This window comes from Kocuria sediminis, from assembly GCF_009735315.1.
GTDB classification, from domain to species: Bacteria; Actinomycetota; Actinomycetes; order Actinomycetales; family Micrococcaceae; genus Kocuria; species Kocuria turfanensis.
On sequence record NZ_WOGU01000012.1, the window covers coordinates 75289 to 100036 of the forward strand.

Annotated in this window: 21 protein-coding genes; 10 read left to right on the forward strand and 11 right to left on the reverse strand. The window is 75.8% G+C overall.

All coding sequences use genetic code 11. From position 1 onward, the window contains the following. Nucleotides 1-16: 16 nt before the first annotated feature. Both GMA12_RS14160 and GMA12_RS19590 read right to left on the reverse strand, forming a co-directional pair. Entirely contained in the window at nt 17-2329 is a 2313-nt protein-coding gene (locus GMA12_RS14160) for a bifunctional anthranilate synthase component I family protein/class IV aminotransferase (protein WP_156270121.1), read from the reverse strand. 6 nt (nt 2330-2335) lie between these two features. Then, nucleotides 2336-2518, reverse strand: a complete 183-nt coding sequence (locus GMA12_RS19590; protein WP_156270122.1) for a GntR family transcriptional regulator — start codon at nt 2516-2518, stop codon at nt 2336-2338. 197 nt (nt 2519-2715) lie between these two features. Between GMA12_RS19590 and GMA12_RS14170 the strand changes: the two genes are divergently transcribed. Next, nucleotides 2716-3036: a putative quinol monooxygenase gene (locus tag GMA12_RS14170; RefSeq protein ID WP_156270123.1), complete on the forward strand. Its 321-nt coding sequence runs from the start codon at nt 2716-2718 to the stop codon at nt 3034-3036. 130 nt (nt 3037-3166) lie between these two features. Continuing rightward, the gene (locus GMA12_RS14175) at nt 3167-3964 is read left to right on the forward strand and encodes an IclR family transcriptional regulator (RefSeq protein WP_156270124.1); all 798 of its coding nucleotides are present in this window, start codon (nt 3167-3169) and stop codon (nt 3962-3964) included. Between the two features lie 25 nt (nt 3965-3989). Here GMA12_RS14175 and GMA12_RS14180 read toward each other — a convergent pair whose 3' ends face one another. Further along, nucleotides 3990-5591, reverse strand: coding sequence for a GMC family oxidoreductase (locus GMA12_RS14180; protein ID WP_156270125.1), 1602 nt, complete (start codon nt 5589-5591; stop codon nt 3990-3992). Beyond that, nucleotides 5588-6202, reverse strand: a complete 615-nt coding sequence (locus GMA12_RS14185; RefSeq protein WP_156270126.1) for a hypothetical protein — start codon at nt 6200-6202, stop codon at nt 5588-5590. The genes GMA12_RS14180 and GMA12_RS14185 overlap by 4 nt, the downstream gene beginning before the upstream one ends. A gap of 144 nt (nt 6203-6346) precedes the next feature. Here GMA12_RS14185 and GMA12_RS14190 point away from each other — a divergent pair, with 144 nt between their 5' ends. Further along, nucleotides 6347-6784 (forward strand): GNAT family acetyltransferase, encoded by a 438-nt coding sequence (locus GMA12_RS14190; RefSeq protein ID WP_156270127.1) that lies wholly within the window; start codon nt 6347-6349, stop codon nt 6782-6784. Between the two features lie 10 nt (nt 6785-6794). Here GMA12_RS14190 and GMA12_RS14195 read toward each other — a convergent pair whose 3' ends face one another. After that, complete coding sequence (locus GMA12_RS14195; RefSeq protein ID WP_156270128.1) at nt 6795-7721, reverse strand: DUF5996 family protein; 927 nt, start codon at nt 7719-7721, stop codon at nt 6795-6797. A 129-nt stretch (nt 7722-7850) separates the two neighbouring features. Between GMA12_RS14195 and GMA12_RS14200 the strand changes: the two genes are divergently transcribed. From GMA12_RS14200 to GMA12_RS14215, 4 genes are all read left to right on the forward strand, one after another. Beyond that, entirely contained in the window at nt 7851-8198 is a 348-nt protein-coding gene (locus tag GMA12_RS14200; RefSeq protein ID WP_156270200.1) for a UBP-type zinc finger domain-containing protein, read from the forward strand. Nucleotides 8199-8229: 31 nt separating this feature from the next. Next, on the forward strand, nt 8230-9819 hold the full coding sequence (locus GMA12_RS14205; protein ID WP_156270129.1) for an MFS transporter: 1590 nt from the start codon (nt 8230-8232) through the stop codon (nt 9817-9819). 308 nt (nt 9820-10127) lie between these two features. Next, nucleotides 10128-11591 carry an alpha/beta hydrolase gene (locus tag GMA12_RS14210; protein ID WP_156270130.1) on the forward strand — a complete coding sequence of 488 codons (1464 nt, stop codon included), beginning with the start codon at nt 10128-10130 and terminating at the stop codon, nt 11589-11591. 217 nt (nt 11592-11808) lie between these two features. After that, nucleotides 11809-12996: a PQQ-dependent sugar dehydrogenase gene (locus tag GMA12_RS14215; RefSeq protein WP_156270131.1), complete on the forward strand. Its 1188-nt coding sequence runs from the start codon at nt 11809-11811 to the stop codon at nt 12994-12996. A gap of 19 nt (nt 12997-13015) precedes the next feature. Here the strand turns inward: GMA12_RS14215 and GMA12_RS19595 are convergent, their stop codons facing one another. From GMA12_RS19595 to GMA12_RS14240, 5 genes are read right to left on the reverse strand one after another with little or no spacing between them, the layout of a single operon-like run. Next, a complete protein-coding gene (locus GMA12_RS19595) occupies nt 13016-14077 on the reverse strand; it encodes a siderophore-interacting protein (protein ID WP_370831639.1) in 1062 nt (353 codons plus the stop codon). Beyond that, nucleotides 14074-14952 (reverse strand): ABC transporter ATP-binding protein, encoded by an 879-nt coding sequence (locus tag GMA12_RS14225; protein WP_240898859.1) that lies wholly within the window; start codon nt 14950-14952, stop codon nt 14074-14076. The genes GMA12_RS19595 and GMA12_RS14225 overlap by 4 nt, the downstream gene beginning before the upstream one ends. A 53-nt stretch (nt 14953-15005) precedes the next feature. After that, nucleotides 15006-16085, reverse strand: coding sequence for a FecCD family ABC transporter permease (locus GMA12_RS14230; protein ID WP_162459888.1), 1080 nt, complete (start codon nt 16083-16085; stop codon nt 15006-15008). Next, nucleotides 16082-17164 (reverse strand): FecCD family ABC transporter permease, encoded by a 1083-nt coding sequence (locus GMA12_RS14235; protein WP_162459889.1) that lies wholly within the window; start codon nt 17162-17164, stop codon nt 16082-16084. The genes GMA12_RS14230 and GMA12_RS14235 overlap by 4 nt, the downstream gene beginning before the upstream one ends. A gap of 13 nt (nt 17165-17177) precedes the next feature. Continuing rightward, nucleotides 17178-18269 (reverse strand): iron-siderophore ABC transporter substrate-binding protein, encoded by a 1092-nt coding sequence (locus GMA12_RS14240; RefSeq protein ID WP_370831644.1) that lies wholly within the window; start codon nt 18267-18269, stop codon nt 17178-17180. Between the two features lie 211 nt (nt 18270-18480). Between GMA12_RS14240 and GMA12_RS14245 the strand changes: the two genes are divergently transcribed. From GMA12_RS14245 to GMA12_RS14255, 3 genes are read left to right on the forward strand one after another with little or no spacing between them, the layout of a single operon-like run. Further along, nucleotides 18481-19941: a pyridoxal phosphate-dependent decarboxylase family protein gene (locus tag GMA12_RS14245; protein ID WP_156270132.1), complete on the forward strand. Its 1461-nt coding sequence runs from the start codon at nt 18481-18483 to the stop codon at nt 19939-19941. Beyond that, nucleotides 19941-21245 (forward strand): lysine N(6)-hydroxylase/L-ornithine N(5)-oxygenase family protein, encoded by a 1305-nt coding sequence (locus tag GMA12_RS14250; RefSeq protein WP_156270133.1) that lies wholly within the window; start codon nt 19941-19943, stop codon nt 21243-21245. The genes GMA12_RS14245 and GMA12_RS14250 overlap by 1 nt, the downstream gene beginning before the upstream one ends. Further along, complete coding sequence (locus GMA12_RS14255) at nt 21242-23635, forward strand: GNAT family N-acetyltransferase (RefSeq protein ID WP_156270134.1); 2394 nt, start codon at nt 21242-21244, stop codon at nt 23633-23635. Before GMA12_RS14250 ends, GMA12_RS14255 begins: the two co-directional genes overlap by 4 nt. 52 nt (nt 23636-23687) lie before the next feature. Here the strand turns inward: GMA12_RS14255 and GMA12_RS14260 are convergent, their stop codons facing one another. Continuing rightward, complete coding sequence (locus tag GMA12_RS14260) at nt 23688-23951, reverse strand: hypothetical protein (RefSeq protein ID WP_156270135.1); 264 nt, start codon at nt 23949-23951, stop codon at nt 23688-23690. Between the last annotated feature and the right edge of the window lie 797 nt (nt 23952-24748).

Below are 24748 nucleotides of genomic sequence, written 5' to 3' on the forward strand. Positions count from 1 at the left end.
GCCGTCAGCCGCGACCTCAGCGGGCGGTGAGGGAGCCCAGGGAGTGCACGACCGGGCCCGGCTGCCAGCGGGCCAGGCCGTCCACGGAGCCGACGGGGTGGGCGCCGGCCACCGAGTTGGTCACGAACACCTCCGTGGCCGCGGCGAGCTCCTCGAGCCGCAGCGGCCGCTCGTCGACCGGGCGCCCCGATCGGCGCAGCGCCTCCAGGGCGCGGGCCCGCACCACCCCGGGCAGGATGCGGCCGTCCGCGGGCGGGGTGACCACGGTGTCGTCCAGCACTGCGAAAAGGTTGGCGCGACCGGTCTCCAGGACCGTGCCGTCGGTGTCCACGAGCAGCGGGTCGCAGCTGCGCGACCACAGCCCGGGCTCGGGCTCGTGGGCGAGCGCCCGCCGGTCCGCCCACTTGTGCCCGCCCAGGCCGCCGGGCAGCCGCACGGGGACCAGCCGCCACGGGGGCACCGGTCCCGGCGGCAGCGCCGTGGCGGTCACCCGCACGTCCAGGGCACCCTCCGGGGTGGGCGCCGCCGTGATCCGCAGCCGGTGGGGGCCGGGCAGCGCGGCGGCGTGCTCCAGCACCTCCTCGCGCACGCCCCGTGGCAGCGCCGTCCCGCAGCAGGCGAGGCAGCTGGCGCCGAGGCGGCGCAGGTGGGCGTCGAGCTGGGCGGGCTCGCCCTCCTCCACGAGGAGAGTGGTGAACACGCCCTCGGCGCGCAGCGGGACCCGGGCCGGCAGCTCGAACAGCGGGCCCGGCAGCACGGGCAGCGCGGTGGAGGTCGGGACTGCGGAGGTCGAGACCGGGGAGGGGACGTCCGGGGCGGGCGGCGCGGCCGGGGCCGGCCCGTCGTGGGAGTCCCAGTCCTGCCGCAGAGGGGTGTCCAGCTCCGCCTCGACGGCGTCGAGCAGGGGCACCGCCTTGACGAGGGTCTCGTGGGCCTCGTCGGCCGGGTCCGAGTCGGCCACGATCCCGCCGCCCACGCCGAGCCGGACCCGGTTCCCGGTGAACTCGAACGTGCGGATCGCCACGTTGAGCACCAGGCCGCCCGGACCGGCGCAGCCGACCGCGCCCGTGTAGACCTCGCGGCCGGCCGGCTCGAGCGCGTTGATGATCTCCATGGCCCGGATCTTGGGGGCGCCCGTGCAGGAGCCGGGCGGGAACGTTGCCCGCAGCAGGTCGCCGTCGCCGAGGCCCGGACGCAGCAGGCCCCGCACGTCCGCCACGAGATGGTGCACCCCGGTGTGCGGCTCCACCCGGGGCGCGGCCGGGGCCCGCACGGACCCGGGCACGCACGCCCGGGAGAGGTCGTTGCGCATCAGGTCCACGATCATGACGTTCTCGGCGCGGTTCTTGGCCGAGGCGTGCAGCTCCGCCGGGTCGGTGACGGCCGGCGCGGTGCCCTTGATGGGGGAGCTCAGCACGGCACGCCCGGTGCGGCGCAGGAACAGTTCCGGCGACAGGCTGGCCACGGCGCCGCCGGGCAGCCGCAGGAAGGCCGCGAAGCGCGGGGCCAGCCGTTCGTGCCCGGCGCAGAAGAGGTCCAGGGCGTCGCCCTCGAAGGAGGCCTCGAGGCCGCGGCAGATGTTGGCCTGGAAGATGTCACCGTCCCGGATGTGCCCGAGCGCCGCGGTCACGGCGGCGGCGTGCTCGGCCGCGGAGGCGTCCGCGCGGAAGGGCCCGCACCGGTAGGCCTCCGGGCCGCTCGGGCCCGCCAGGGCGTCGCGGACGATCCCGCGGGCCGCGGCCGTCCGGGCCGGGTCGGCCCCGGGCCACCGCTCGAGCACCCAGTCCCCGCGGCCGGCCCGCCGGCGCAGCACGTGGTCGTAGAAGCCCAGGTGGTGCTCCGGCAGCCGCGCCGGGCGCGGCGGGGGCGCGGGGAGGCGCTCCAGCCGCCGGGACAGCTGGTAGCCGAGGTACCCGATCCAGCCCGGGCCGGCCGCCGCGGCGCCGGGCCCGTCCGCCGTCGCCCCGGCCGGTCCGGGGGGCGCCGTGTCCGAGGCCGCGCACGGGGGCGCCGCGTCCGGGGCCGCGCACGGGGGCGCCGCGTCCGGGGCCGCGCACGGGGGCGTCCCGTCCGGGTCGGCGAGCGGGGGCACCGCGTCCGGTGTCGTGGGCGGAGGCGCCGTGCCCGGGGCGGCCGCCGGGGGCACCGTGTCCAGGGCGGCGAACGGGTCCTCTCCCGGGGCCAGCACGTGCACGGGCCGGAAGCCGATCAGGTCGTCCCCGCCGTCCCAGTCCCCGAACAGGGCCACCAGCCCGGGCTGGTCCCGCAGGGCCCGCAGCATCTGCACCGGCGACACCGCTGTGCCGGCGACCACCTCGATCTCGCGCATCCCGGCTCAGCCCTCGCCCGCGGCGGCCGTGCGGCTCACGGGGCTGCCCGCCGCGGCCCCGGACTCCGCCCCGGTGCGGAAGGCGAGCAGGCTGCTCTCGCTGGGCAGGCGCTCGCCGGGGGCGATGCGCCCGTCGACGATGCGTGCCCGTAGGTCGTCCTCGAGGGCGGTGGTGAGGTCGCGGGTCATGCGTCCATGATCTCACCCGGGCGGCGCCTCCTGCCGCCCGGGCCCGGGGCCGGAGCCGCCGGACCCCGCAGCGCGCGGGCGTCCCGCGGTTATCGGTCCGCGATAACCTGCCTTGGCGGGCCGGGCCGCGGACCGCGACACTGACCAGGAGAGCACCGGGACCCGTGCCCGGGGCGTCCGCCGAGAAGGGAGCAGGGATGATCTTCATCGTCGTCAAGTTCAAGGTGAAGCCGGAGTGGTCGGAGCGCTGGATCGACTTCTCGCGGGACTTCACGGAGGCCACCCGCCAGGAGCCGGGCAACCTGTGGTTCGACTGGTCCCGCAGCGTGGACGACCCGAACGAGTTCGTGCTCGTCGAGGCCTTCCAGGACGACGCCGCCGGGCCGCACGTGAACAGCGAGCACTTCCGGAAGTTCACGGCGGAGGCGCCCCAGGCGCTCGTGGAGACCCCGCAGATCATCAGCGAGACGATCTCCGCCCAGGGCTGGAACCGGATGGGCGAGATCACGGTCGAGTGAGTTCCCGCCGGGACGTGCACCGGGGCGTCCGCCGAGGCCCCCGGTGGCACGCCCGGTGGACCGTCCGTGGCCCGGGAGCGACGCTCCCGGGCCATTGGCACTTGCAACGCCGACCGCCACAATATGAGGCATGACCACACGTGACGCCGGCATGGCCTCCGTCCAGAAGGCCTTCGCGCTGCTCGACGTCGTGGCGCGGGACCCCCGGGGTGCGACGGCCAAGGACATCAGCGCCGCGCTCGGGATCCCGCTGCCCTCGGTCTACCGGCTGCTGCAGACGCTCGTGGCCTCCGAGCACGTGGTCCACCTCAAGGACCAGCGGCGCTACGGGCTGGGCTACAAGGTGCACGCCCTCGACACGTCCCTGCGCCAGCAGGTCGGCACGCCCGGCACGGTCCGGCGCGCGGTCCGCGACCTGCACGCCACGGCCGACGCCGCCGCCTACTTCGCGGTGTACCGCGGGGACGCCATCGTGGTGGCCCACGTGGTCGACTCCCCGCGCCGGCCCCGGCTCGACCCCCTGGACTTCGGGTTCACCGACGCGGCCCACGCCACGGCCTTCGGCAAGATCCTGCTCGCCCGGATGGACCGCGACGAGGTGGCGGAGTACCTCCAGCGCCACGGCATGCCCGGCCTGACGGACCGGACGCTCCGCACACCGGAGGCCCTGCACCAGCAGCTCCGGCGCGTGCGCGCCGAGGGCATCGCGGTGGAGCGGGAGGAGTTCGTGCCCGGCGCCTCCTGCCTGGCCGCGCCCGTGCTCGACGCCGCGGGCCGCACCCTCGGCTCCGTGGCGGTGTCCCTGCGGCCGCCGGACTTCGAGCGGCGGCACCGGGCGATCGCCCCGGTGCTCCGGGACGCCGCCGACCGGGTGGGCCGCGCCCTGCGCGCGGCGGAGGACTGCCCAGCCGGCCGCCTGGCCGACTGAGCGGTCCTCCGCCGCGGGGCGGGCGCTACAGGTGCCGGCCCGCCAGCTGCTCGGCGATGTAGTCGGCCTGGCGGGTGGCCAGCGCCACGATCGTCAGCGTCGGGTTCGCCGCCGCCCCGGTGGTGAACAGCGAGCCGTCGGAGACGAACAGGTTCGGCACGTCGTGGGTCTGGCCGAACGCGTTGGTCACCCCGTCCTCGGGCCGCTCGCTCATCCGCGCCGTGCCCATGTTGTGCGTGGCCGGGTACGGCGGGGTGCGGTGCGTGGAGACCGCGCCCACGGATTCGTAGAGCAGGGAGCCCTGCTGGTAGCCGTGGTTGCGCATCGCGACGTCGTTCGGGTGGTCGTCGAAGTGCACGTTGGGCACGGGCAGCCCCAGGTGGTCGGTCACCGTGGTGTTGAGCGTCACCCGGTTGGTCTCCTGCGGCATGTCCTCGCCCACCACCCACATCCCGGCGGTGTTCTCGTAGCCGTCGAGCAGGGCGGTGAAGTCCGGTCCCCACGCACCCGGGTCCCCGAAGCTGGCCAGGAAGGCCGGCCCCAGGGAGATCGTCTCCATGTAGTAGCCGCCGGCGAACCCCCGGTCCACGTCGTGCCGGGACTCGTCGGCGACGAGCCCGGCCATCGTCTCGCCCCGGTACATGTGCACCGGGCGGTCGAACTGGGCGTAGACCGACCCGGTGGTGTGGCGCATGTAGTTGCGGCCCAGCTGCCCCGACGAGTTGGCGAGCCCGTCCGGGAACAGGGGGGACGCCGAGAGCATGAGCAGCCGCGGCGTCTCGATCGCGTTGCACGCCACGGCCACGAGCCGAGCCCGCTGCCGCTGCACCTGGCCGTCCCCGTCCACGTAGACCACGCTGTCGACGAGGCCCTTCTCCGTGTGGGTGATCTGCACGGCGTGGCACTGCGGGCGCAGGTCGAGGCAGCCGGTGCGCAGGGCCTTGGGGATCTCCGAGACGAGCGTGGACCACTTGGACCGGTTCTTGTCGCCCTGGAAGTTGAACCCGTCCTGGATGGAGGCCGGGCGCCCGTCGTACGGTTCCGCGTTGGTCCCGTACGGGCCGGTCGCGTAGTGCCGGTAGCCGAGCTTCTGCGCGCCGGCCGCGAGCACCTTGTAGTTGTTGTTCGCGGGCAGCGGGGGACGGCCGTGGCGGTGGGTGCTGCCGATCTTCCGCTCGGCGCGGTCGTAGTACGGGGCCAGGTCCTCGAGCGTGATCGGCCAGTCGAGCAGGTTGGCGCCGTCCACGCGCCCGTAGACGCTGCGCGTGCGGAACTCGTGGGCCTTGAACCGCGGCGTGGCCCCCGACCAGTGCGTGGTGGTCCCCCCGACGGCCTTGACCAGCCACGCCGGGAGGTTGGGGAAGTCCCGGGCGATCCGCCAGGACCCCGTGGTGGTCCGGGGGTCCAGCCAGGCCATCTGGTGGAAGGCCTCCCACTCGTCGTTGACCCAGTCCTCGCTGGTCAGGTGCGGCCCGGCCTCGAGCAGGACCACCTTGATGCCCTTCTCGGTCAGCTCGTGGGCCAGTGTTCCTCCTCCGGCGCCGGAGCCGATGACGACGACGGCGGAGTCGTCGTCCAGCTCGATCCGGGCGGAGCGCTGCTGCTGGTCCTGGGGCGTGGTGGTCATGCGGTCTCTCCCGGCTCGACGACGTCCGACCCCTTGAAGAGGTCGCTGAAGGGCTGCTCGGTGGTCTCGGAGGCGCCCTGCTGGTCCAGGTTCCACCCCTCCTTGGGGGCGGCGGTCACCACCGCGTAGCCGAGGCGGCCGCACTCGGGCAGCTCCTCCTCGGACTCCTCGACCCGCGGATCGGGCAGCCAGTCGAGGTCGTCGAAGCCGCGGTGCAGGTAGCCGCCCTTCGAGAACGACTCGCCCTCGTAGCCCAGGGCCTCCCACACCTCGTGGTCGTCGTAGAAGTGCAGCACGGTGGTGCGGCGGACGAACCCGAAGAACTCGAGGTCGGCGATCCGCTTGAGCACGTTCAGGGCGGCCTCGTCGGGGAGGTCCACGAACCGCTCCTCGCTCAGCGAGTCGAGGGTCAGCAGCCCCTGGGTCAGGGCCATCCGGAACCAGGTGGAGTTCTCGGCCTCCGCCACGATCTTCTCGGTCATCCGTTCGTACGGGCCGTCCGGGATCTGCGGGTGCGGGAACGCGACCCGCACGACCCGCGTCAGGGTGCGCTTCGCCTCGTCCGTCAGAGCGAGGGCGTTCAGGGCGGAGTACTTCGCGGGATAGACCATGGGTCTCCTCCTCGTCGGCGCTGCCGGGTGTCATCACCGAGTGTGAAGCAGATCACCACCGCGGGCCAGACGCATTATCGCAGGGCGAGAACGCCCGCTCGGCGCGGCGACGCATGAGAGCATGGGCCGGTCGAAGGAGGCCGCATGATCGTCGACCGACTGCCCGAGCACCTCTGCGAGGACGCCGTGGCCCTGTGGGAGGACGCGGGGCTGACCCGGCCGTGGAACGACCCGCGGGCGGACCTGGCCCGGGCCCTGGCGGGGCCCTCGTCCACGGTGCTGGCCGCCGTCGAGGAGGACGGGCTCGTGGGCACCGCGATGGTCGGCCACGACGGGCACCGGGGCTGGGTGTACTACGTGGCGGTGCGGCCCTCCCACCGGGGCAGAGGCCTGGGCCGGGCGCTGATGGCCGCGTGCGAGCAGTGGGTGGCCGAGCGCGGCATCCCGAAGATGCAGCTGATGGTCCGCACCGGCAACGCGGGCACGCGCGACTTCTACGAACGGCTCGGCTACGCCGTGCAGGACACCGTGGTGCTCGGGAAGTTCTTCGACCCGCAGCGCCAGGCCCAGCAGAGCGGCTGAGCGCCGTCCCTCAGACGCGGGGGTCCGTGATTCCGCCCGGGCAGTCGTAGCGGGTGAAGTCCCAGCCGCTGCGGCGCGCCCCGGCCCGGTAGGCGCTGTCCCAGAACTCGAGGACGGCGCCGTGCGGGTCGGCCAGTTCCCGGACGTCGTCGTAGCGCAGGACCGCCAGGTGGCTCCCGCCGCGCTCGGTCCACCGCGCGGTGTCCGGGCGCAGGGGCTCGGCGGCCAGCCCGTCCGGCTCCGGGGCGGTGTAGGAGTAGAAGGCCGGCTCGGGGAAGGCGTCGTCGCCGAACCAGAACCCGGAGCTGATGACCTCCCGCGAGTACGCCTCGCCGGTCACCGGGTCCGCGCCGGGCGGGACGTCCACGGCCGTGTCGGCGAAGCGGGTCACCGCGATGTCGAACGTGTGCCAGAAGTGGTGGACCGGGCTGGTCTTGCCGGACCACTCGCCGGCGAACCGCTCGAGCAGCAGGTTCACCTGCCCCAGCACCTGCCAGTACCGGGTCACGGCGGCGGGGTCGTAGGCGGCGTGCTCGGTGTCCTCGGCGAACGGGCGCCCGGAGTCGGGCAGGTCGAAGGGGCGCGGGTCGGCGATGGTGACGTCCACCCCGGCGGCCTCGAGGGCGTGCAGCAGGCGGGCGTGGAACGCCGCCACGGACAGCCCCGGGAGGGCGAAGGAGTGCCGTACCCCCGTGGCGGTGCTGAGGTCCAGGCGGTGGTCGAGCAGGTCCAGGTCGATCGCGAAGACCGGGTCGCGGCCCATCGGGCGGGTCGTGAGGCCACGACCGGTGACGTGGAACGGCACGTTCCACCAGTGGTTGCGGCGGGGCGCGGCCGCCAGCCGCACCTTGCCGACCACCTGCAGGAACCGGTGGACGGTCTCCCGGGTCTCCCGCCAGGGCTCGTAGGGCATCTCGGGGAAAGCGGCGTGGTTCATGGCGTCCTCCTCGGCCCAGTGTGCGGCCGTCCCCCCGGGAAATCCAGGGGTGGTCGAGGATCCGCCGGCGTGGGACAGTGGTGCCGGGCGCCGCGCAGTGCGGCGGCCCGCGACGCGGGGGTGGTCGGCATGGCCGAGGACGACATCGACGTGGGCGCCGGCCCGAGCGGGACCGGGTGCGCCGAGTGCCTGGCGGACGGCGGCTGGTGGGTGCACCTGCGCCGGTGCGCCCGGTGCGGGCACATCGGGTGCTGCGACACCTCCCCGGCCCAGCACGCCACCGCCCACCACCGGCGGACGGGCCACCGGTACGTGCGCAGCTTCGAGCCCGGGGAGTCCTGGTGGTGGGACTACGCCACCGGCACCTTCGTGGAGGGCCCCGAGCTCGCCCCGCCGCAGCACCGCCCGGAGGACCAGCCGGTCCCCGGCCCGGCGGGGGCCGTTCCCGCCGACTGGCGCCGGCACATCCACCGGTGACGCCCACCGGGAACGACCTGGTCCTGCCGCGATGAACGACTCCGCCGCCCGCGCCGCTGCCGGTCCGGCCGGCGGCCCGGCGGCGCCGCTGACCTGGGGGCAGGCCCGCGCCCGGTGGGTGCTCACCGCGACGGTCCTGGGCTCGGCGCTGTCCTTCCTCGACGCGACGGTCGTCAACATCGCCCTGCCCTCCCTCGGGGCCGACCTCGGGGCGGGAACGGCCGGGCTGACCTGGGTCGTCAACGCCTACGCCCTGACGCTGGCCGCGTTCGTGCTCCTGGGCGGCGCGCTGGGGGACCGGTACGGCCGGCGCCGGATCTTCCTCGTCGGGGTGACGATCTTCGCCTCGGCGTCCGTGCTGTGCGGCCTGGCCCCGGACACCACGGTCCTCGTGCTCGCCCGCGCCGTGCAGGGCGTGGGCGGGGCGCTGCTGACGCCGGCCGGCCTCGCGATCCTGCAGGCCTCGTTCGCGCCCGAGGACCGGGCCCGCGCGATCGGCGCCTGGTCGGGTCTCACGGGGGTCGCCGCGGCGGTCGGCCCGTTCCTCGGCGGATGGCTGGTGCAGGCCGTGAGCTGGCGCTGGGTGTTCCTGATCAACCTGCCGCTCGCGCTGGCCGTGGTCGTCATCAGCCTGCGCTGCGTGCCCGAGTCGCGGGATCCCGGGGCCGCCGCACGACCGGACGTGCCCGGCTCCGCGCTGCTGGTGCTGGCCCTCGGGGCGCTCACCTACGGGCTCACCGCGGCGGCCGAGGCGGGCCCGGGCGCCCCCGTTCCGCTCGGCCTGCTCGCGGGGGGCCTGGTGCTGCTGGCCGGGTTCCTGCTGTGGGAGCGGCGCTCGCGCGCCCCGGTCCTGCCGCCCGCGGTGCTCCGGGTGCGCCTGTTCGTGGTCGTGAACGTCATCACGCTGCTGGTCTACGCGGCCCTGGGGGCGGTGTTCTTCGCCCTGGTCGTGGCCCTGCAGGTGGGTGCGGGGTTCTCCCCGCTCGCGGCCGGGCTGTCCCTGCTGCCCGTCACCCTGCTCATGCTGGTGTTCTCGGCGCCCGTCGGCGCCCTCATGAGCCGGACCGGCCCCCGGCCCCTGATGACGCTCGGGCCGCTGGTCGCCGGGCTCGGGGTGGCCCTGCTGGGCCGCGTCGGGCCCGGGGCCGACTACGTGCTCGACGTCCTCGTGCCCACGACCGTGTTCGGGGCCGGGCTGACCCTGATCGTCACGCCGCTGACCGCCACCGTCCTCGCGGCCCTGCCCGAGGAGCAGGCGGGGCTGGCCAGCGGGGTCAACAACGCGGTGGCCCGCACCGGTGGCCTGCTCGCCGTCGCCGCGCTGCCGCTGCTCGGCGGGCTCGGCGACGGAGGCCTCGCCGAGCCCGAGCGGGTGCGCGACGCGTTCGTGCTGATCACCCGGGTCTGCGCCGGGACGCTGGTCGTAGGCGGGCTGCTGTCCGCGCTGCTCGTCCGGACCCCCGCGGAGCAGGCCGCCTCCCGCGCAGGACCCCCGGCCGGCCGGGCGGCTCCGCCGCGGGCGGCGGTCGCGCCGACGCACTGCGCCGTGGGCGGGCCCCCCGCCGCGCTGCCTCCCGCGACGGATCCGGGCGCACCGGGGACGGCCCCGACACATCGTTGACCCCCGCCGCACGGCGCATCTACTCTGAAGCCCCTCGTCACCGCACAGTTGGTCGCGAGCGCTCGGACACGGCGGCGCACCGGGACGTCCGGTCGTCCGGGCGCCCGCGAGACCGGTGGGCACCGGTCGGCCCGCGCCGTCGCGCGCGATCCCGATCCGCATCCCGGTCGTTCGTCCCGAGGACGTGATGTGCCGTGCACCGCTGCCAGCCCACCGCCATTCCCGCTCCGCCGCGTGCCCGTGCGCGGCGGCTCCGCCGCGCACGGGCACGCGGCGGAGCGTCCGCGCTCGCCCTCACCGTCCTCCTCGTGGGCGCCCCGGCCACCGGGGCGGCCGCGGTCCCGGGCACCGCGGCCGCGGTCGCCGCCCAGGCCCCTCCCGGGCTCGAGCGGTTCTACGCCCAGGAGATCGCATGGACCCCGTGCGGGGCGGCCGCCGAGTGCGCCACGGTGCGCGCCCCGCTGGACCACGCCGACCCGGCCGCCGGGGAGATCGACCTCGCCCTCGTCCGGGTGGCGAGCACCGGCACCGCCGCGCGGCAGGGCTCGCTGCTCGTGAACTTCGGCGGCCCGGGCGGTTCCGGCACCGCGAGGATCGAGGACTGGGCGGCCGGCCTGGACCCGAGCGTGCGCGCCGCCTACGACGTGGTGGGCTTCGACCCCCGGGGCGTGGGCGCCTCCACGGCCGTGGAGTGCGTGGACGGGCCCACCGTCGACGCCTGGCGCGCCGACCCGGTCGATCCGGACACCCCGGAGGGGCTGGCCGAGCGCACCGCACGCGCCGAGCAGTTCGCCGCCGCCTGCGCCGCCACCACCGGTCCGCTCCTGGGGGAGGTCGACACCGACAGCGCCGCCCGGGACCTGGACCTGCTGCGCGCGGCGCTGGGGGACGAGCAGCTGAGCTACCTGGGCTACTCCTACGGCACCCAGCTCGGGGCCGCCTACACCGAGCTGTTCCCCGAGCGCACCGGCCGGTTCGTCCTGGACGCCGCGGTCGACCCGGCCCTGGGCAACGCCGAGATGACCGTCCAGCAGGCCGCCGCGTTCGAGCGGTCCCTGCGGGTCTTCGCCGCCTCCTGCCTGCCGCAGGACGGCTGCCCGCTCGAGGGGACCGTGGACGAGGCCGTGGCGCAGATCGACGCCCTGCTGGAACGCCTCGAGACACAACCCCTGCCCACCGCCGACGGCCGGCCGCTGACCGTGGAGGACGCCTTCGCCGGCATCTACACGCCCCTCTACGACTCCCGGATCTGGTGGTTCCTCGGCCAGGCGCTCGACCGGGCCCTGCACCACGGGGACGGGACGGCGCTGATGTTCCTGGCCGACGCGGCGTACGGGCGCAATCCCGACGGCACGTACAGCAACGCCGACGAGGCGAACACGGCCGTGAACTGCCTGGACTACCCCGTGGACGACAGCCCCGCGGCCATGGCGGCCCTGGACGCGCGGCTGCAGGAGGTCGCGCCCACGCTCGGGGACCACTTCAGCCACGACGAGGTCACCTGCGGGGTCTGGCCCTACGAGCCGGTCTCCCCGCCGGCACCGGTCGACGGGGCCGGGGCCGGGCCCGTCCTCGTGGTCGGCGGCACGGGAGACCCGGCCACGCCCTACGCCTGGTCCCGGGCGCTGGCCGCCCAGCTGGAGGGCGGGCACCTGCTCACCCGGGAGGGAGAGGGGCACGGCTCCTACCTGCGGGGCAACCTCTGCGTGGACGAGATCGTCAACGGCTACCTGCTCCGGGGCGTGCTCCCGGCGCAGGAGAGGACCTGTTGAGCCGGGGCGCCGGCACGGCTCATGAGCGGGCCGGCGCGAGATCGTCCCCGCACCGGCCCAGCCACCAGGGAAATCAGGAAGATCCGGTGGCTCCGGCCCATCCTACTGAGCCCCCGGTCACGGTTCAGCACTTGATTTTTCCAGCAGAACGTGACCTTGCGCGGGGTACCGGGCGGGCGCCGGGGGGAGGATGCTGGACGGTGGAGAGGAGCAGAGCATGGGGGACCGGGACGAGCTGCGGCCGTGGGGCGTGGTGGGAGCGGCTGCGGCGTGCGCCGCGCTGCTGCTCACCGGGTGCGCCGCGGGCGGCCTCGGACCCGTGAGCGAGCAGCTGGGCGCCCCGGCCGCCGCCCCGGACCTGGAGGTGCAGACCGTCGTCGACGGGCTGAGCAATCCCTGGGACGTGGCCCTGACCCCCGAGGGCACCGCCCTGGTCACGGAGCGCGGCGGCCGGCTGCTGGCCCACGACGCGCAGGGCACCCGCGAGGTCGCCGCGGACCTGGACGACCTGTTCGTGGGCAGCGAGGCGGGGCTGATGGGACTGGCGGTGTCCCCGGAGTTCGACCGGACCCGGGAGTTCTTCCTGTGCCACGCGACGCGGGCGGAGGACGGCGGGCCGCGCGACGTCCGGGTCACCCGCTGGCGGCTCGACGGGTCCGCCCGGGCGGCCGAGCGCACCGGGACGGTGGTCGACGGGCTGCCCATCAGCTCCGGCCGGCACAGCGGCTGCCGGCTGCGCTTCGCCCCGGACGGCACCCTGCGCGTGGGCACCGGGGACGCCGCGCAGGGCGAGAACCCGCAGGACCTCGGCTCGCTCGGGGGCAAGACGCTGCGGCTGCACCCCGACGGCACGGTCCCGGACGACAACCCGTTCGCCGACCGGCCGGGCAGCGCCGCCGCCGTGTACACCCTGGGCCACCGCAACGTGCAGGGCCTCGCGGTGCAGCCGGGCACGGACACCCTGTGGTCGGCGGAGCACGGCCCCGGCCGCGACGACGAGATCAACGTCCTGCGCCCCGGCGGCAACTACGGGTGGGACCCGGTGCCCGGCTACGACGAGTCCACCCCGATGACCGACCTCGGGAAGTTCCCGGACGCGGTCGAGGCCGCATGGTCCTCCGGCCGCCCGACCGTGGCCGTCAGCGGCGCCGCCTTCCTCGAGGGCCCGCAGTGGGGGGCGTGGGACGGGGCCCTCGCCGTGGCGGAGCTGAAGAACACCGGCGTGGGGGTCTACCGGGTGGAGGGCACCGGGATCACGGGCACCACGCGGATGGAGGAGCTCGAGAACGACCACGGCCGCCTGCGCTCGCTGACCCTCGCCGAGGACGGCGCGCTGTGGGTGACCACCTCCAACGGCGACGACGACGCCGTGCTGCGCGTCACGGCCCGCGCCGAGGAGGGCTGACCCCCGGCGCGGACCGGGCTCAGGACTCGGCCTGCCCCTGCCGCCAGTAGCCCATGAAGGAGACGTTGTCCTTGGGGATGCCCGCGGCGTCCACGCACAGCCGGCGCAGCGCCTTGACCGTGCCGGACTCCCCGGCGAGGAAGACGTAGGGGACGTCGGCGCGCCCGGGGGCCGCCACCGACCAGGCCCGCGGCTCCTCGGGCCGCTCGCCGACCCGCAGCGGCACCGGCGCGTGCTCCCCGCGCTGCGGACGCCGGCCCGCCAGGACGTCGTCCACGGCCCCGCCGGGCAGCCCCAGCAGGCGCGCGAGCCGCGCGGCGGCCCGGTGCCCGTGCCCCGCGGGCGCCCCCCTGCCGGCGCGGGGCAGGACGTGCAGGCGCACGTCGGGCAGCTCGGCGGCCAGCCGGTGGGCCGCCACGTCGTCGCGGTGCGGCACCTCCAGCACCACGTCGAGGCGGGGACGGGACCCGTCGGCGGCGCCCGTGTGCGGGGCGTCGGCGAACTCCTCGGCGAACTCCTCGGCGACGGACATGAGGGCCGGCGCCGCGGTCTCGTCCCCCACGGCCAGCACGTGCCGCGCGCCGCCGTGGTCCCAGGCGGCCCACGGCCGCTCCTCGGGGCCGGGGCCCAGCAGGTAGACGCGCTCGCCGGGGGCCGCGGCCGCCGCCCACCGGCTGCCGGGCCCGTCCTGGCCGTGCCCGTCGTGCACCACGACGTCGATCACCAGCTCCGGCACCACGATGCCGCAGAAGGTGGTGCGCCGGACGCCGCGCACGGTGTAGGTGCGCATCCAGCCGCGCTCCTCGGCGGGGCGGGCGAACCAGCCCTCGCGCAGGCCCAGGGAGAGGTCCGCCCGCTCGGGTGCCCGGCCGGGCGGCGGGACGAGCAGCTTGATGTACGCGTCCCGGCACCGGGTCAGGTCCCCGGCCCCGAGCAGGGCGGGGGAGAGACCGGCGAGCTCCGGGCCCGCCAGGGTGATGCGGCGGAACGAGGGGCACAGCTGCGTCACGGACGTCACGGCGGCCTCGACGCAGAGCACGGGGGCGGCGGGGGCGGTCCCCGGGATGCTGGTGACGGTCACGGCAGGTTCCTCACGGTCTCGGCGGCGGGGCGGGCGCCCGCCGCGGGGATCGGGACCGGGGTCCCGGCGGACGGAGCGGGGTGGGCGGCCTCCCGGGCCCGCCCGCGCGGCAGGACGACGGGGCGCCCGCCCACGGGGTCGGGCACCACGTCGGCGCGCAGGCCGAAGACCTCGGCCAGCAGCTCCGGGGTGAGCACCTCGGCCGGCGGGCCCACGGCCACGATCCGGCCCGCGGCCATCGCCACGAGCCGGTCGGCCACGCGGGCGGCCAGGTTCAGCTCGTGCAGGACGGCCACCACGGTGGCCCGGCCCCGGCCCGGTCCCTCCGGGTGCTCGAGCCCGCGCAGCATGTCCAGCAGGTCCACCTGGTGGGCCAGGTCGAGGTAGGAGGTGGGCTCGTCGAGCAGCATGGTGCGGGCCCGCTGGGCCAAGGTCAGGGCGATCCAGACCCGCTGGCGCTGCCCGCCGGAGAGCTCCTCCACCGGGCGCCCGGCGAGCGCGGTGAGCTCGGTGAGCTCCATGGCCCGCGCCACGGCCGCGTCGTCGTCGGGGGAGGGGGCGCCCCACCAGCGGCGGTGGGGGTGCCGGCCGCGCTCCACGAGCTCGGCGACGGTCAGCCCCTCCGGCACCACCGGGGACTGCGGCAGGAGGCTGACGAAGCGGGCGTACTGGCGGGAGTGCCACTCGCGCACCCCGCGGCCGTCGGCCTCGAGGGTTCCGGCCAGCGGCCTGAGCTGCCGGGACAGGCCCTTGAGCAGCGTCGTCTTGCCGCACCCGTTGGCGCCGATGAGCACAGTGGTGCCGCCGTGCGGGATGTCCAAGTCGACCTCCCGCACCACGGTGCGGTCGTCGTAGCCCAGGCACAGCCCGCGCATCCGGAACGCCGGGACCTCGGCCTCCGGGTCCGCCACGGCGTGCAGGTCGGGTGTCACGCGGTTCCTCCTCTCCGCTGCCGCACGAGCAGCCACAGCATCACGGGCGCGCCCACGGCCCCGGTGACCACGCCGGCCGGCAGCTGCGTGCCCGTCAGCAGGTCCGATCCCAGCGAGTCGGCGACCACCACGACCACCGCGCCCACGAGGGCGCAGGCCAGGATCGAGGTCCGGCCGCGGGTCAGGGCGGTGGCCACCGGGGTGGACATCAGGGCCACGAAGGCCAGCGGGCCGGTGGCGGCCGTCGCGGCGGCGGCGAGCAACACGCCCAGCCCCAGGGCGAGGGCCCGGCTGCGGCCCGGGTGGGCGCCCAGTCCCGCGGCGAGCTCGGGGCCGAGCTCGGCGGGCTCGAGGGCCCGGTGCACGGCCACGGCCGCGGGCACCGCCAGCAGCAGGCAGGCGCCGAGCACGGTGATCCGCTCCCACGTGGCCGCGCTCAGGGACCCTGCGGTCCAGACCGCGGCGTCCTGGGCGGAGTTCAGGGCCAGCCGCGTCAGCAGGGCGGCGGTGACCGCCTGGGCCAGGGCGGCCACGCCGATCCCGGCGAGCAGGAACCGCTCGCCCACGATCCCGCCGCCGCGCAGGCGCACCGAGGCGGTGGCGATCAGGGCGGCGGCGAGCAACGCGCCGACCAGCGCCGTCCAGGACACGGCGGTGCCGCGCAGGCCCCACAGTGCCGTGCCCGCCACGGCGCCGGCCGCGGCCCCGTAGGTGATGCCCAGGATGTCTGGGCTGGCCAGCGGATTGCGCAGCACCCGGCGGAACAGCGCCCCGGAGCAGCCGAGGGCGGTCCCGGCCAGGGCGCCCAGCACGGCGCGCGGCAGCTTCTCCTGCAGGACGATGAAGCTCGCCCCGGGGATCTGCTCGCCCGCGAGGATCGCGAAGAAGTCGGGGATCGTCACCGTGTAGCGCCCCAGCAGCACCCGCACGGCGAGGGCCGCCAGCAGGGCGAGGGCGAGCAGGGCCACGGCCCGGCGGGTGCGGCGGGCGCGGGTGCGGCGGACCGCCCGCAGCGCCTCGGCGGCCCCGGTGTCCTCGGGGGCGGCGGGGGCGGGGGCGAGCACGGTGCCGGTCACAGCGTCACGCTCCGTCCCCGGCGCAGCAGCGCCAGCAGCACGGGCACGCCCAGGACCACCGTGGTGATGCCCACGTGGATCTCCTGCGGCGGGGTGAGCACGCGCCCGAGGACGTCGGCCAGCAGCAGCAGCGCGGGCCCGAGCACCGCGCTGAACAGCACGATCCAGCGGTAGTCGCCGCCCAGGAAGCGGCGCACGGCGTGGGGGACGAGCAGGCCCACGAAGGCGATGGGCCCGGCCAGGGCGGTCGCGGAGCCCGAGAGCAGGACCACGCCCACGAAGACGAGCACGCGCTGCAGGCCCAGGTCCACGCCGAGGCCGCGCGCGAGCTCGTCGCCCAGGGCCATGGCGTTGAGCCCGGAGGCGCCGCCCAGCACGAGCAGCACGCCGAGGAGCACGAGGGGGGCCACGGCGGTGAGGTCGGTGCTCTCGGCGCGGGCGACCGAGCCGATGCTCCAGAACCGGAAGCGGTCCAGGACGGCCGGCTGGCTGAGCACCACGGAGCTGGTCAGCGCGGTGAAGCCGGCGCTGACCGCGGCGCCGGAGAGGACCAGGCCCGCCGGGGTGGGGGCGCCGCCGCCCAGCCGGGAGGAGCCGAAGACGAGCACGGCGGCCACGGCCGAGCCGGTGAGGGCGAGCGCGGTCAGCTGCCACGTGGCCACCAGGCCGAGCCAGCCGAGCCCGAGCACCACGGCGCAGGAGGCGCCGGCGGTCAGGCCCAGCAGCCCCGGGTCGCCCAGGGGGTTGCGGCTGACGCCCTGCATGCCGGCGCCGGCCACGGCGAGCGCCGCCCCGACGAGCACGGCGGTGAGGGTCCGCGGGACCCGGCTCTGCACCACGGCCGCGTCGATGCCCAGCCCCGCGGCGAGCTGGGACCCGCCGTCCAGGAGGGCGGCGGGCAGCCCGGCGAGCACCTGGACCACCGTGGCGGGATCCACCGAGCGGGCGCCCCAGAACAGGGACGCCGCCGCGGAGACCGCCAGGAGCAGGAGGGCGGCGAGCAGGGCGAGGCCCCGGCGCCGCTGGGCGGCGCCGGGGACCCGGGGGGCGGCGGGGGAGACCGTGCTGGTGCTGCTCACCGGGACCGGGGGCTCACCGACCGCCGGCCGAGGCCGCGGCCTCGGCGATGTCCGGCAGCACGTTCTCGAGCGCCCACGGGATGCTCAGCGGGGACGCGGCCGAGACCGAGAGCACCTCCTGCTGGTCGCTCTGGAGCACCAGGGCGCCGTCGGCCACCGCGGGGACGCGGCTGAGCAGGGGGTCGTTCTCGATGGACTCGCGCACGCCCTCGTCCTCGGCCCAGCTCACGAAGACGTCGGAGGTCAGCTCGTCGGCCCGCTCCGGGGACCAGGTGATGTAGAACTCGTCCTCCTTGCCCCGGGCGGCCTCCGTGACCGCCTCGGACTGGACCATGCCGAGGGACTCGAGGAACTTGGGGCGGTTGTCCACCGCGGTGTAGGCGAAGATCTGGTCGGCCGCGGAGGGGTCGAGCGTGCCGTAGACGAAGGAGGTGCCCTCCAGCTCCGGGTACTCGGCGGCCGCGTCCGCGATCTGCTGCTCGACGTCCGCCACGACCTCGGCGGCCTTCTCCTCCCGGCCCAGGGCCTGGCCGATGAGCTCCGTGGAGTCCTGCCAGGACGTCCCGTAGGCCACGGCGTCCTCGGGGTAGGCGACGACGGGGGCGATCTCCGAGAGCTTGTCGTAGTCCTCCTGCGTCAGCCCGGAGTAGGCGCCGAGGATGACGTCCGGCTCCAGGGCGGCGATCGCCTCGAAGTTGATGCCGTCCGTCTCGGAGTACGTCTCCGGGGCCTCGGCGCCGGACTCCTCGAGCGCGGCGTCGAACCAGTCCGTGGACCCGTTCTCGTTGGCGCCGAAGTCCAGGGAGGGCACCCCGACCGGGACCACGCCGAGGGCGGTCGCCACGTCGTGGTTGACCCAGGACACCGTGGCCACGCGCTCGGGGGCCTCCTCGATCGTGGTCTCGCCGAACTCGTGCTGCACGGTCCGGGGGAACTCGCCGGTGGCGCCGGCCGCGGCGGTGGACCCGCCCTCGGACTCCCCGCCCGCCGTTCCGGTCGAGCACCCGGTGAGCAGCAGGGCCCCGGTGGCCAGCAGGGCGACCGGCGCGAGAGCGCGGCGGGCGGAGGACAGCGGGCGCGGAGCGCGGGGAAGGAGAGGGGCCACGGCCACCCTTTCGACGGACGACGGCGGCGCCGTCGGTGCAGATGCGGTTAGGGAAGGATTGCCTAACCGCCGGACAGGGATCACCCTAGGGTGGAGGGCGGCGAATACGCAACACGGGCATGATGTAATCGCTCCGCCGATGTGGTTAGGTAAGCCTTGCCTCAGTCCGAGGCGAGCCCCCGGCCCCATCGATCCCCCTTGCGAGGAGCCCATGAACGACTTCCTGTTCACCCGCCGGACCCCGGCCCAGTACGCCAGTGCCCTGCACGGCACCGTCGACGCGGTGGCCGTCCACCTGGCCGGCACGGAGCGCCCCCGCTCCGCCGCCACGCCCGCCGAGCTCGAGGACCTCGTCGCGCAGGTCGACCTCGACCGCCCCCTCGGGGACGTCGCCGCCGTGCTCGAGGAGACGCGCCGGCTCTACCTCGACCACGCGGTGCACTTCCACGACCCCGGCTACATGGCCCACCTCAACTGCCCGGTGGCCATTCCCGCCGTGGCCGCCGAGGCCCTCACCGCGGCCGTGAACACCGCGGTCGAGACCTGGGACCAGTCCACCACCGCGACCCTGGTGGAGCAGCGGCTCGTGGACTGGACCACGGCCCGGATCGGCTTCCCGGCGGCGGGGGAGCCGGACGGGGTGTTCACCACCGGGGGCACCCAGTCCAACCTGCAGGCCCTCTTCACCGCCCGCGAGCACCGGCTGTCCCGCCCGAACCCGGCCCCGCGGCAGGAGCGCCTCGGGCGGCTGCGGATCGTGGCGGGCGAGCACGCGCACTTCAGCGTGGACCGGGCCGCCCACCTGCTCGGGCTGCCCGCGGACGCGGTCGTCCCCGTGCCTGCCGGCCGGGACGGGGCGCTGGACCCGGTGGCCCTCGAACGGGTCCTGCACGAGGTCGCGGCGTCCGGTGACGAGGTCGCCGCGGTCGTGGCCACCGCCGGGAGCACCGACCTCGGCGTGATCGACCCGCTGCCGGCGGTCGCGGAGCTGTGCCGGGCGCACGATGTGTGGCTGCACGTGGATGCCGCCTACGGCGGGGGCCTGCTCGTCTCGCCCACCCGGCGGCACCTGCTGGACGGGATCGAGCGGGCCGACTCCGTGACCGTGGACTTCCACAAGTCCTGGTTCCAGCCGGTGGCCGCCTCCGCGCTGCTGCTGGCCCGGGGACGGGACCTGCGCTTCTCGACCTGGAGCGCCGAGTACCTCAACCCCCGCCACGCGGTGCGGCCCAACCTGGTGGACAAGTCCCTGCAGACCACCCGGCGGTTCGACGCGCTCAAGCTGTGGATGACCCTGCGCACCGTCGGGGCCCCGGAGCTCGGCCGGGCCCTGGACCGGGTCCTGGACCTCGCGCAGGAGGCCGGCCGGATCGTGGCGGACGCCCCCGACATGGAGCTCGTGGCCCGGCCGGTGCTCTCCACCGTCCTGTTCCGGCACCGGCCCCCGGGCACCGACGACGACGCGGCCGACCGTCTCGTCGAGTCGGTCCGGGCCGCGCTGTTCGACTCGGGCCGCGCGGTCGTGGCCTCGACCGTCGTCGGCGGGCGCCGATGCCTGAAGTTCACGTTCCTCAACCCGGTGACCACCGCCGCGGACGTCGAGCGGGTGCTCGACCTGGTCCGCTCCGCCGCGCGGGACGCCGCACCGCTGGCCGCCGCGGGGGCGCGCTGATGGCCGCCGCGACCGAGCACGTGCACGACCTGCTGGGCATCGGGATCGGCCCCTTCAACCTCGGCCTGGCCTGCCTCGCCGCACCGCTGGAGGACCTCGACGCGGTGTTCCTCGACGCCCGCGAGGGCTTCGACTGGCACCCCGGGCTGATGCTCGAGGACGCCACCATCCAGGTCCCGTTCCTCGCCGACCTGGTCACGCTGGCCGACCCGACCTCCCCCTGGTCCTTCCTGCACTACCTCAAGCGGACCGGACGGCTCTACCCCTTCTACATCCGCGAGGACTTCAACCCGCTGCGCGCCGAGTACAGCGCCTACTGCCGGTGGGCGAGCGAGCAGCTGGAGAGCCTCCACTGGGGCCGCGAGGTCGTCGCCGTCGAGCGCGACGCCGCCGCGGACGCGTACACGGTCACCGCCCGCACCCGGGCCGGGACGGAGCAGTGGCGGGCCCGGCGCCTGGTCCTCGGCGTGGGCACCGTGCCGTGGGTGCCCGCCGGCGTGGAGCCCGGGACCGGTCCCGTCCTGCACACCAGCGACTACCTGCCCCGGCGCGAGGAGCTGCTGGGGCGGGAGAGCGTGACCGTGCTCGGCAGCGGCCAGTCCGCCGCGGAGGTCTACCGGGACCTGCTCGAGCGCGCCGGGGCGGACGGGCCCCGGGTCGACTGGATCACCCGCTCCCCGCGGTTCTTCCCCATGGAGTACACCAAGCTCACCCTCGAGATGACCTCCCCCGAGTACGTCGACCACTTCCACGGCCTCGACCGGCACCGGCGGGACCGGCTCAACCGCGAGCACACGACGCTCTACAAGGGCATCAGCGCGGAGCTGGTGAACGAGATCCACGACCTGCTCTACCGCCGCTCGGTGCACGGGCACCCGGCGGGGCTGCTCACCACCAACACGTCCCTGACCGGCGCCCGGTGGGACGCCGCGGCCGGCACGGTGGAGCTGGCGCTGCGCGACGACGAGCTCGAGCGCTGCTGGCGGCACACCACCGGCGCCCTGGTGCTCGCCACCGGCTACCGCGCCGAGGTCCCGGCCTTCCTGGACCCGGTGCGCGAGGAGATCGCCTGGGACGCCGCCGGGCGCTACGACGTCTCCCGCGACTACGCGATCGACCGGGAGCGCCGCCGGATCTGGGTGCAGAACGCCGAGGTGCACACCCACGGCCTGACCGCCCCCGACCTCGGCATGGGCGCCTACCGCAACAGCGTGATCCTCCGGGCCGTGACGGGCCGGGAGGTCTACCCGGTCGAGCCCGCCATCGCCTTCCAGACCTTCGGCATTCCCCAGGAGACCGCATGAGTACCCCGCACCCCGCCCCCGCCGAGCGCTTCGCCACCCCCGGCGGCGTCCTCACCCTCGAGCCGCTGCCGCTGGACGGGCCCACCGTGGAGCTGCTCCACGCGTGGCTGACCCACCCCCGGTCCCGCTTCTGGGGCTTGCTCGACGCCGACCCCGCCACCGTCCGCCGCGCCTTCGAGGCCGTCGCGGCCCACCCCCGCTGCGAGGCCTGGCTGGCCCGGCTGGACGGGGTCCCGCTGGGCCTCGTGGAGACCTACGACCCCGCCGAGGTGCTGCTCGCCCGCCGCTACGCCCACCGCGCCGGCGACGTGGGGATGCACCTGCTCCTCGCCCCGGCCCGCACCCCGGTGCCCGGCACGAGCGCCGCCCTGATGGCCGCCACGCTGCGCGGGCTGTTCGACCGGCCCGCCACCCGGCGCGTCGTGGTCGAGCCCGACGTCCGCAACGAGGCCGTGCACCGGCTCAACGCCCGGGCGGGCTTCGAGGTCCACGGACCCCTGCCGCTGCCGGGAAAGACCGCGCTGCTCAGCACCTGCACCCGGGAGCAGTTCGCGGCCTCGGAGCTGGCGGGGGCCGCCCGCCCGGTCCCGGCCGCCGCGGTCCACGCCGTTCCCGCCGGGCCGGCCGCGGCCGGCCACCTGGGCCTGCACCCGATGCGCGTCGCCCACCGCCACCTGTGCTGCAAGGCCCTGGCCGAGTTCGCCCACGAGCGGCTGGTGCACCCCGAACCGGTGGGCGAGGACCTCTTCGAGGTGCAGGCCGGGACCGCCCGCTACCGGTTCCGGGCCCGGCGCACCGCGCTGGAGCACTGGGTGCTCGACGAGGGCTCGCTGCGCCGCACGGTGGCCGGCGCCGACGCCGAGCCCGACGCCCAGGCCCTGGTCACCGAGCTCGCCCCGCAGCTGGGCATCCCCGCGCACCTGCTGGCCACCTACCTGGAGGAGATCGCGAGCACCCTCGCCTCCGCGGCCTACAAGCTGGTGCACCGCACCCGCCCGGCATCGGCGCTGGCGGACGCCGGCTTCCAGGAGGTCGAGGCCGCCATGACCGAGGGGCACCCCGGCTTCGTGGCCAACAACGGTCGGATCGGCCTGGGCGTCACCGAGCACGACCGGTACGCCCCCGAGGCGGCCCGGCCCGTGCGCCTCGTGTGGGTGGCCGCACGCCGCTCGCTCAGCCGCGTCGACACCGGGCGCGGCCTCGACGAGGACGCCCTGTACGCCGCGGAGCTGGACCCCGGGACCCGCGCGCGCTTCCGGGCCCGGCTCACCGGGCTGGGCCTGGACCCGCAGGACTACCGCTTCCTGCCGGTGCACCCCCACCAGTGGGAGCACCGCGTCACCGTGACCTTCGCCCCGGACCTCGCCCGCCGGGACCTCGTGCTGCTGGGGGAGAGCGGGGACGAGCACCGCGCCCAGCAGTCCGTGCGCACCTTCTTCAACACGACCCGCCCGGAGCGGCACTACGTGAAGACGGCCCTGGCCGTGCAGAACATGGGCTTCCTGCGCGGGCTCTCCCCCCGGTACATGCGCGACACCCCCGCGATCAACGACTGGGTGGCCGACCTCGTGGCCGCCGACCCGGTGCTGGCCGGGGCCGGGTTCTCGGTCCTGCGGGAGGTCGCGGCGATCGGCTACACCGGGGACGCCTACCACCGAGCGGCCGCCTCGGGCCACGGCGAGGAGGGCCCGCACACCAAGATGCTCGCGGCGCTGTGGCGGGAGAGTCCGGTGGGGCGCACCGGGCCGGGGGAGCGGCTGGCGACCCTCGCGTCCCTGCTGCACGTGGACGCCCTGGGCACCCCGCTGGTCTCCGTGCACGTGCGGGCCTCCGGGCTGACCGCCGAGGAGTGGGTGCGGCGGCTGCTGGACGTCTACCTCGCCCCGGTCGCCCGGTGCCTGCTCGCCCACGACCTCGTGTTCATGCCCCACGGCGAGAACGTGGTCCTCGTGCTGCACGAGCACGTCCCGCGGCGGACGATCATGAAGGACATCGGCGAGGAGGTCGCCGTCGTCACCGACCGTCCCCTGCCGGAGGGCCTGGACCGGATCCGGCACGTCGTGGACCCCGCGACGGCGGCGCTGTCCGTGCACACCGACGTGTTCGACGGCGTGCTGCGCCACCTGGCGGGCCTGCTCGAGACCGACGGGCTGCTGGCGGCCGGCACGTTCTGGGAGCTCGCGGCGCAGTGCCTCCAGGAGGTGGCCCAGGCGGACCCTGCCGGTGCGGCGCGGGTGCCGCTCTTCGCGCCCCGCTTCGAGCACTCCTGCCTCAACCGGCTGCAGCTGCTCAACACCCTGCAGATGGTCGACCTCACGGACCAGGCCGCGTCCCTGCAGTACGCCGGGACGCTGGAGAACCCGGTGGCGGCCCGGGTGCCCGCCCGCTGACCCGGCGGTCCGGCTCCGTCCCCCCTGGGGGGGGCGGAGCCGGACGGGGGTCTCAGGCCGCGTCGCGGGCGTCGAGCTCGTGCACGACCTCCTGGAGCCGGTCGGTGGTGCAGGGGTGGGGGCCGTCTGGTGCGGTGAGGTACTCCCGGTCGAGCTGGCGGCAGATCCGGGAGTGCAGCACCTGCAGCTCGTCCATGCTGAGGGCGGCCAGGGCGGCCGGGAAGGCCTCGTCCGGCCCGAGGCAGGAGCAGGGCCGGTCGTGGCCGGCCGGGGTCGGTGCGGGGCTGCGGTGGGTCACGGTGGTGGGTGCGCTCATGGTGGTGTCCTTCGCGGAAAGTGCGGGGCAGGTGTGCGGAGAGGGGCCGCACCCGATGCGCGGGTGGCGGCCCGAGAGGACGCGGTGATGGTCACGGTGCTGGTCGCGGCGCGGGGAGAGCGGCGGTGGCCGGTCCGCCCACCCGTGCGTTCGGGGACGGGGCGGGACATCCGGAGGGGCCACCGGCCGGGGCGCGCCGGACGAGGGCGCAGGGACGGCGGTCCGGGATCTCCTGGTGTGCAGCCGCCACGGGAAGAGGCCGTGTGCTCGACCTGATCCCACCGTAGGCGAGACTCCCGGTATTGGCCATCCCGGCGCCGGCCGCCCGTGGGCGCCGGGCGGGAGACCGGGGGCCGGACCGCGGATCCCTCCCGCGTTCCGGCCGAAGCGTGTATGCTTCATCGGTTGTCGAAATTGTCGTACTGGCCGGTCCGGCTGTCCGCCCCGTCCGGGCGCAGCAGGTCTTCCGGTCCACGGCACGCAGCGCAGCGCCGGAGTGCCCCGAACGCGGGGGACGGGCCGTAGGCGCCGGACGACAGTCCGCACCCGACGAGCGGCACGACGCGCCGGGTCGATGCCGCCGAGGGCGTCGACCGCAGCACCCTCGTGCACGGCTCGACGGACGTGCTCGGGCACGTCCCGGCGACCGACTCCGGCGGTGCCGTTCGCTCGAGCGGCACCGGGGCACGGAGTCCGACCCCCAGTACGGCAGCCAGGCCACGGACGTCGCGGTCTGCACCCGGGGCCGCACCGATCGCCTGATCTCTCCGGCGCCCGGCCCCGCGGCCTGACGTCCG

What these genes read in the sequence shown, in the direction of transcription:
- GMA12_RS14160 (WP_156270121.1), bottom strand. Translation starts at nt 2,329, where the DNA reads ATGCGCGAGATCGAGGTGGTCGCCGGCACAGCGGTGTCGCCGGTGCAG.
- GMA12_RS19590 (WP_156270122.1), bottom strand. Translation starts at nt 2,518, where the DNA reads ATGACCCGCGACCTCACCACCGCCCTCGAGGACGACCTACGGGCACGC.
- GMA12_RS14170 (WP_156270123.1), top strand. Translation starts at nt 2,716, where the DNA reads ATGATCTTCATCGTCGTCAAGTTCAAGGTGAAGCCGGAGTGGTCGGAG.
- GMA12_RS14175 (WP_156270124.1), top strand. Translation starts at nt 3,167, where the DNA reads ATGACCACACGTGACGCCGGCATGGCCTCCGTCCAGAAGGCCTTCGCG.
- GMA12_RS14180 (WP_156270125.1), bottom strand. Translation starts at nt 5,591, where the DNA reads ATGACCACCACGCCCCAGGACCAGCAGCAGCGCTCCGCCCGGATCGAG.
- GMA12_RS14185 (WP_156270126.1), bottom strand. Translation starts at nt 6,202, where the DNA reads ATGGTCTATCCCGCGAAGTACTCCGCCCTGAACGCCCTCGCTCTGACG.
- GMA12_RS14190 (WP_156270127.1), top strand. Translation starts at nt 6,347, where the DNA reads ATGATCGTCGACCGACTGCCCGAGCACCTCTGCGAGGACGCCGTGGCC.
- GMA12_RS14195 (WP_156270128.1), bottom strand. Translation starts at nt 7,721, where the DNA reads ATGAACCACGCCGCTTTCCCCGAGATGCCCTACGAGCCCTGGCGGGAG.
- GMA12_RS14200 (WP_156270200.1), top strand. Translation starts at nt 7,851, where the DNA reads ATGGCCGAGGACGACATCGACGTGGGCGCCGGCCCGAGCGGGACCGGG.
- GMA12_RS14205 (WP_156270129.1), top strand. Translation starts at nt 8,230, where the DNA reads ATGAACGACTCCGCCGCCCGCGCCGCTGCCGGTCCGGCCGGCGGCCCG.
- GMA12_RS14215 (WP_156270131.1), top strand. Translation starts at nt 11,809, where the DNA reads ATGGGGGACCGGGACGAGCTGCGGCCGTGGGGCGTGGTGGGAGCGGCT.
- GMA12_RS14225 (WP_240898859.1), bottom strand. Translation starts at nt 14,952, where the DNA reads ATGCGCGGGCTGTGCCTGGGCTACGACGACCGCACCGTGGTGCGGGAG.
- GMA12_RS14245 (WP_156270132.1), top strand. Translation starts at nt 18,481, where the DNA reads ATGAACGACTTCCTGTTCACCCGCCGGACCCCGGCCCAGTACGCCAGT.
- GMA12_RS14250 (WP_156270133.1), top strand. Translation starts at nt 19,941, where the DNA reads ATGGCCGCCGCGACCGAGCACGTGCACGACCTGCTGGGCATCGGGATC.
- GMA12_RS14255 (WP_156270134.1), top strand. Translation starts at nt 21,242, where the DNA reads ATGAGTACCCCGCACCCCGCCCCCGCCGAGCGCTTCGCCACCCCCGGC.
- GMA12_RS14260 (WP_156270135.1), bottom strand. Translation starts at nt 23,951, where the DNA reads ATGAGCGCACCCACCACCGTGACCCACCGCAGCCCCGCACCGACCCCG.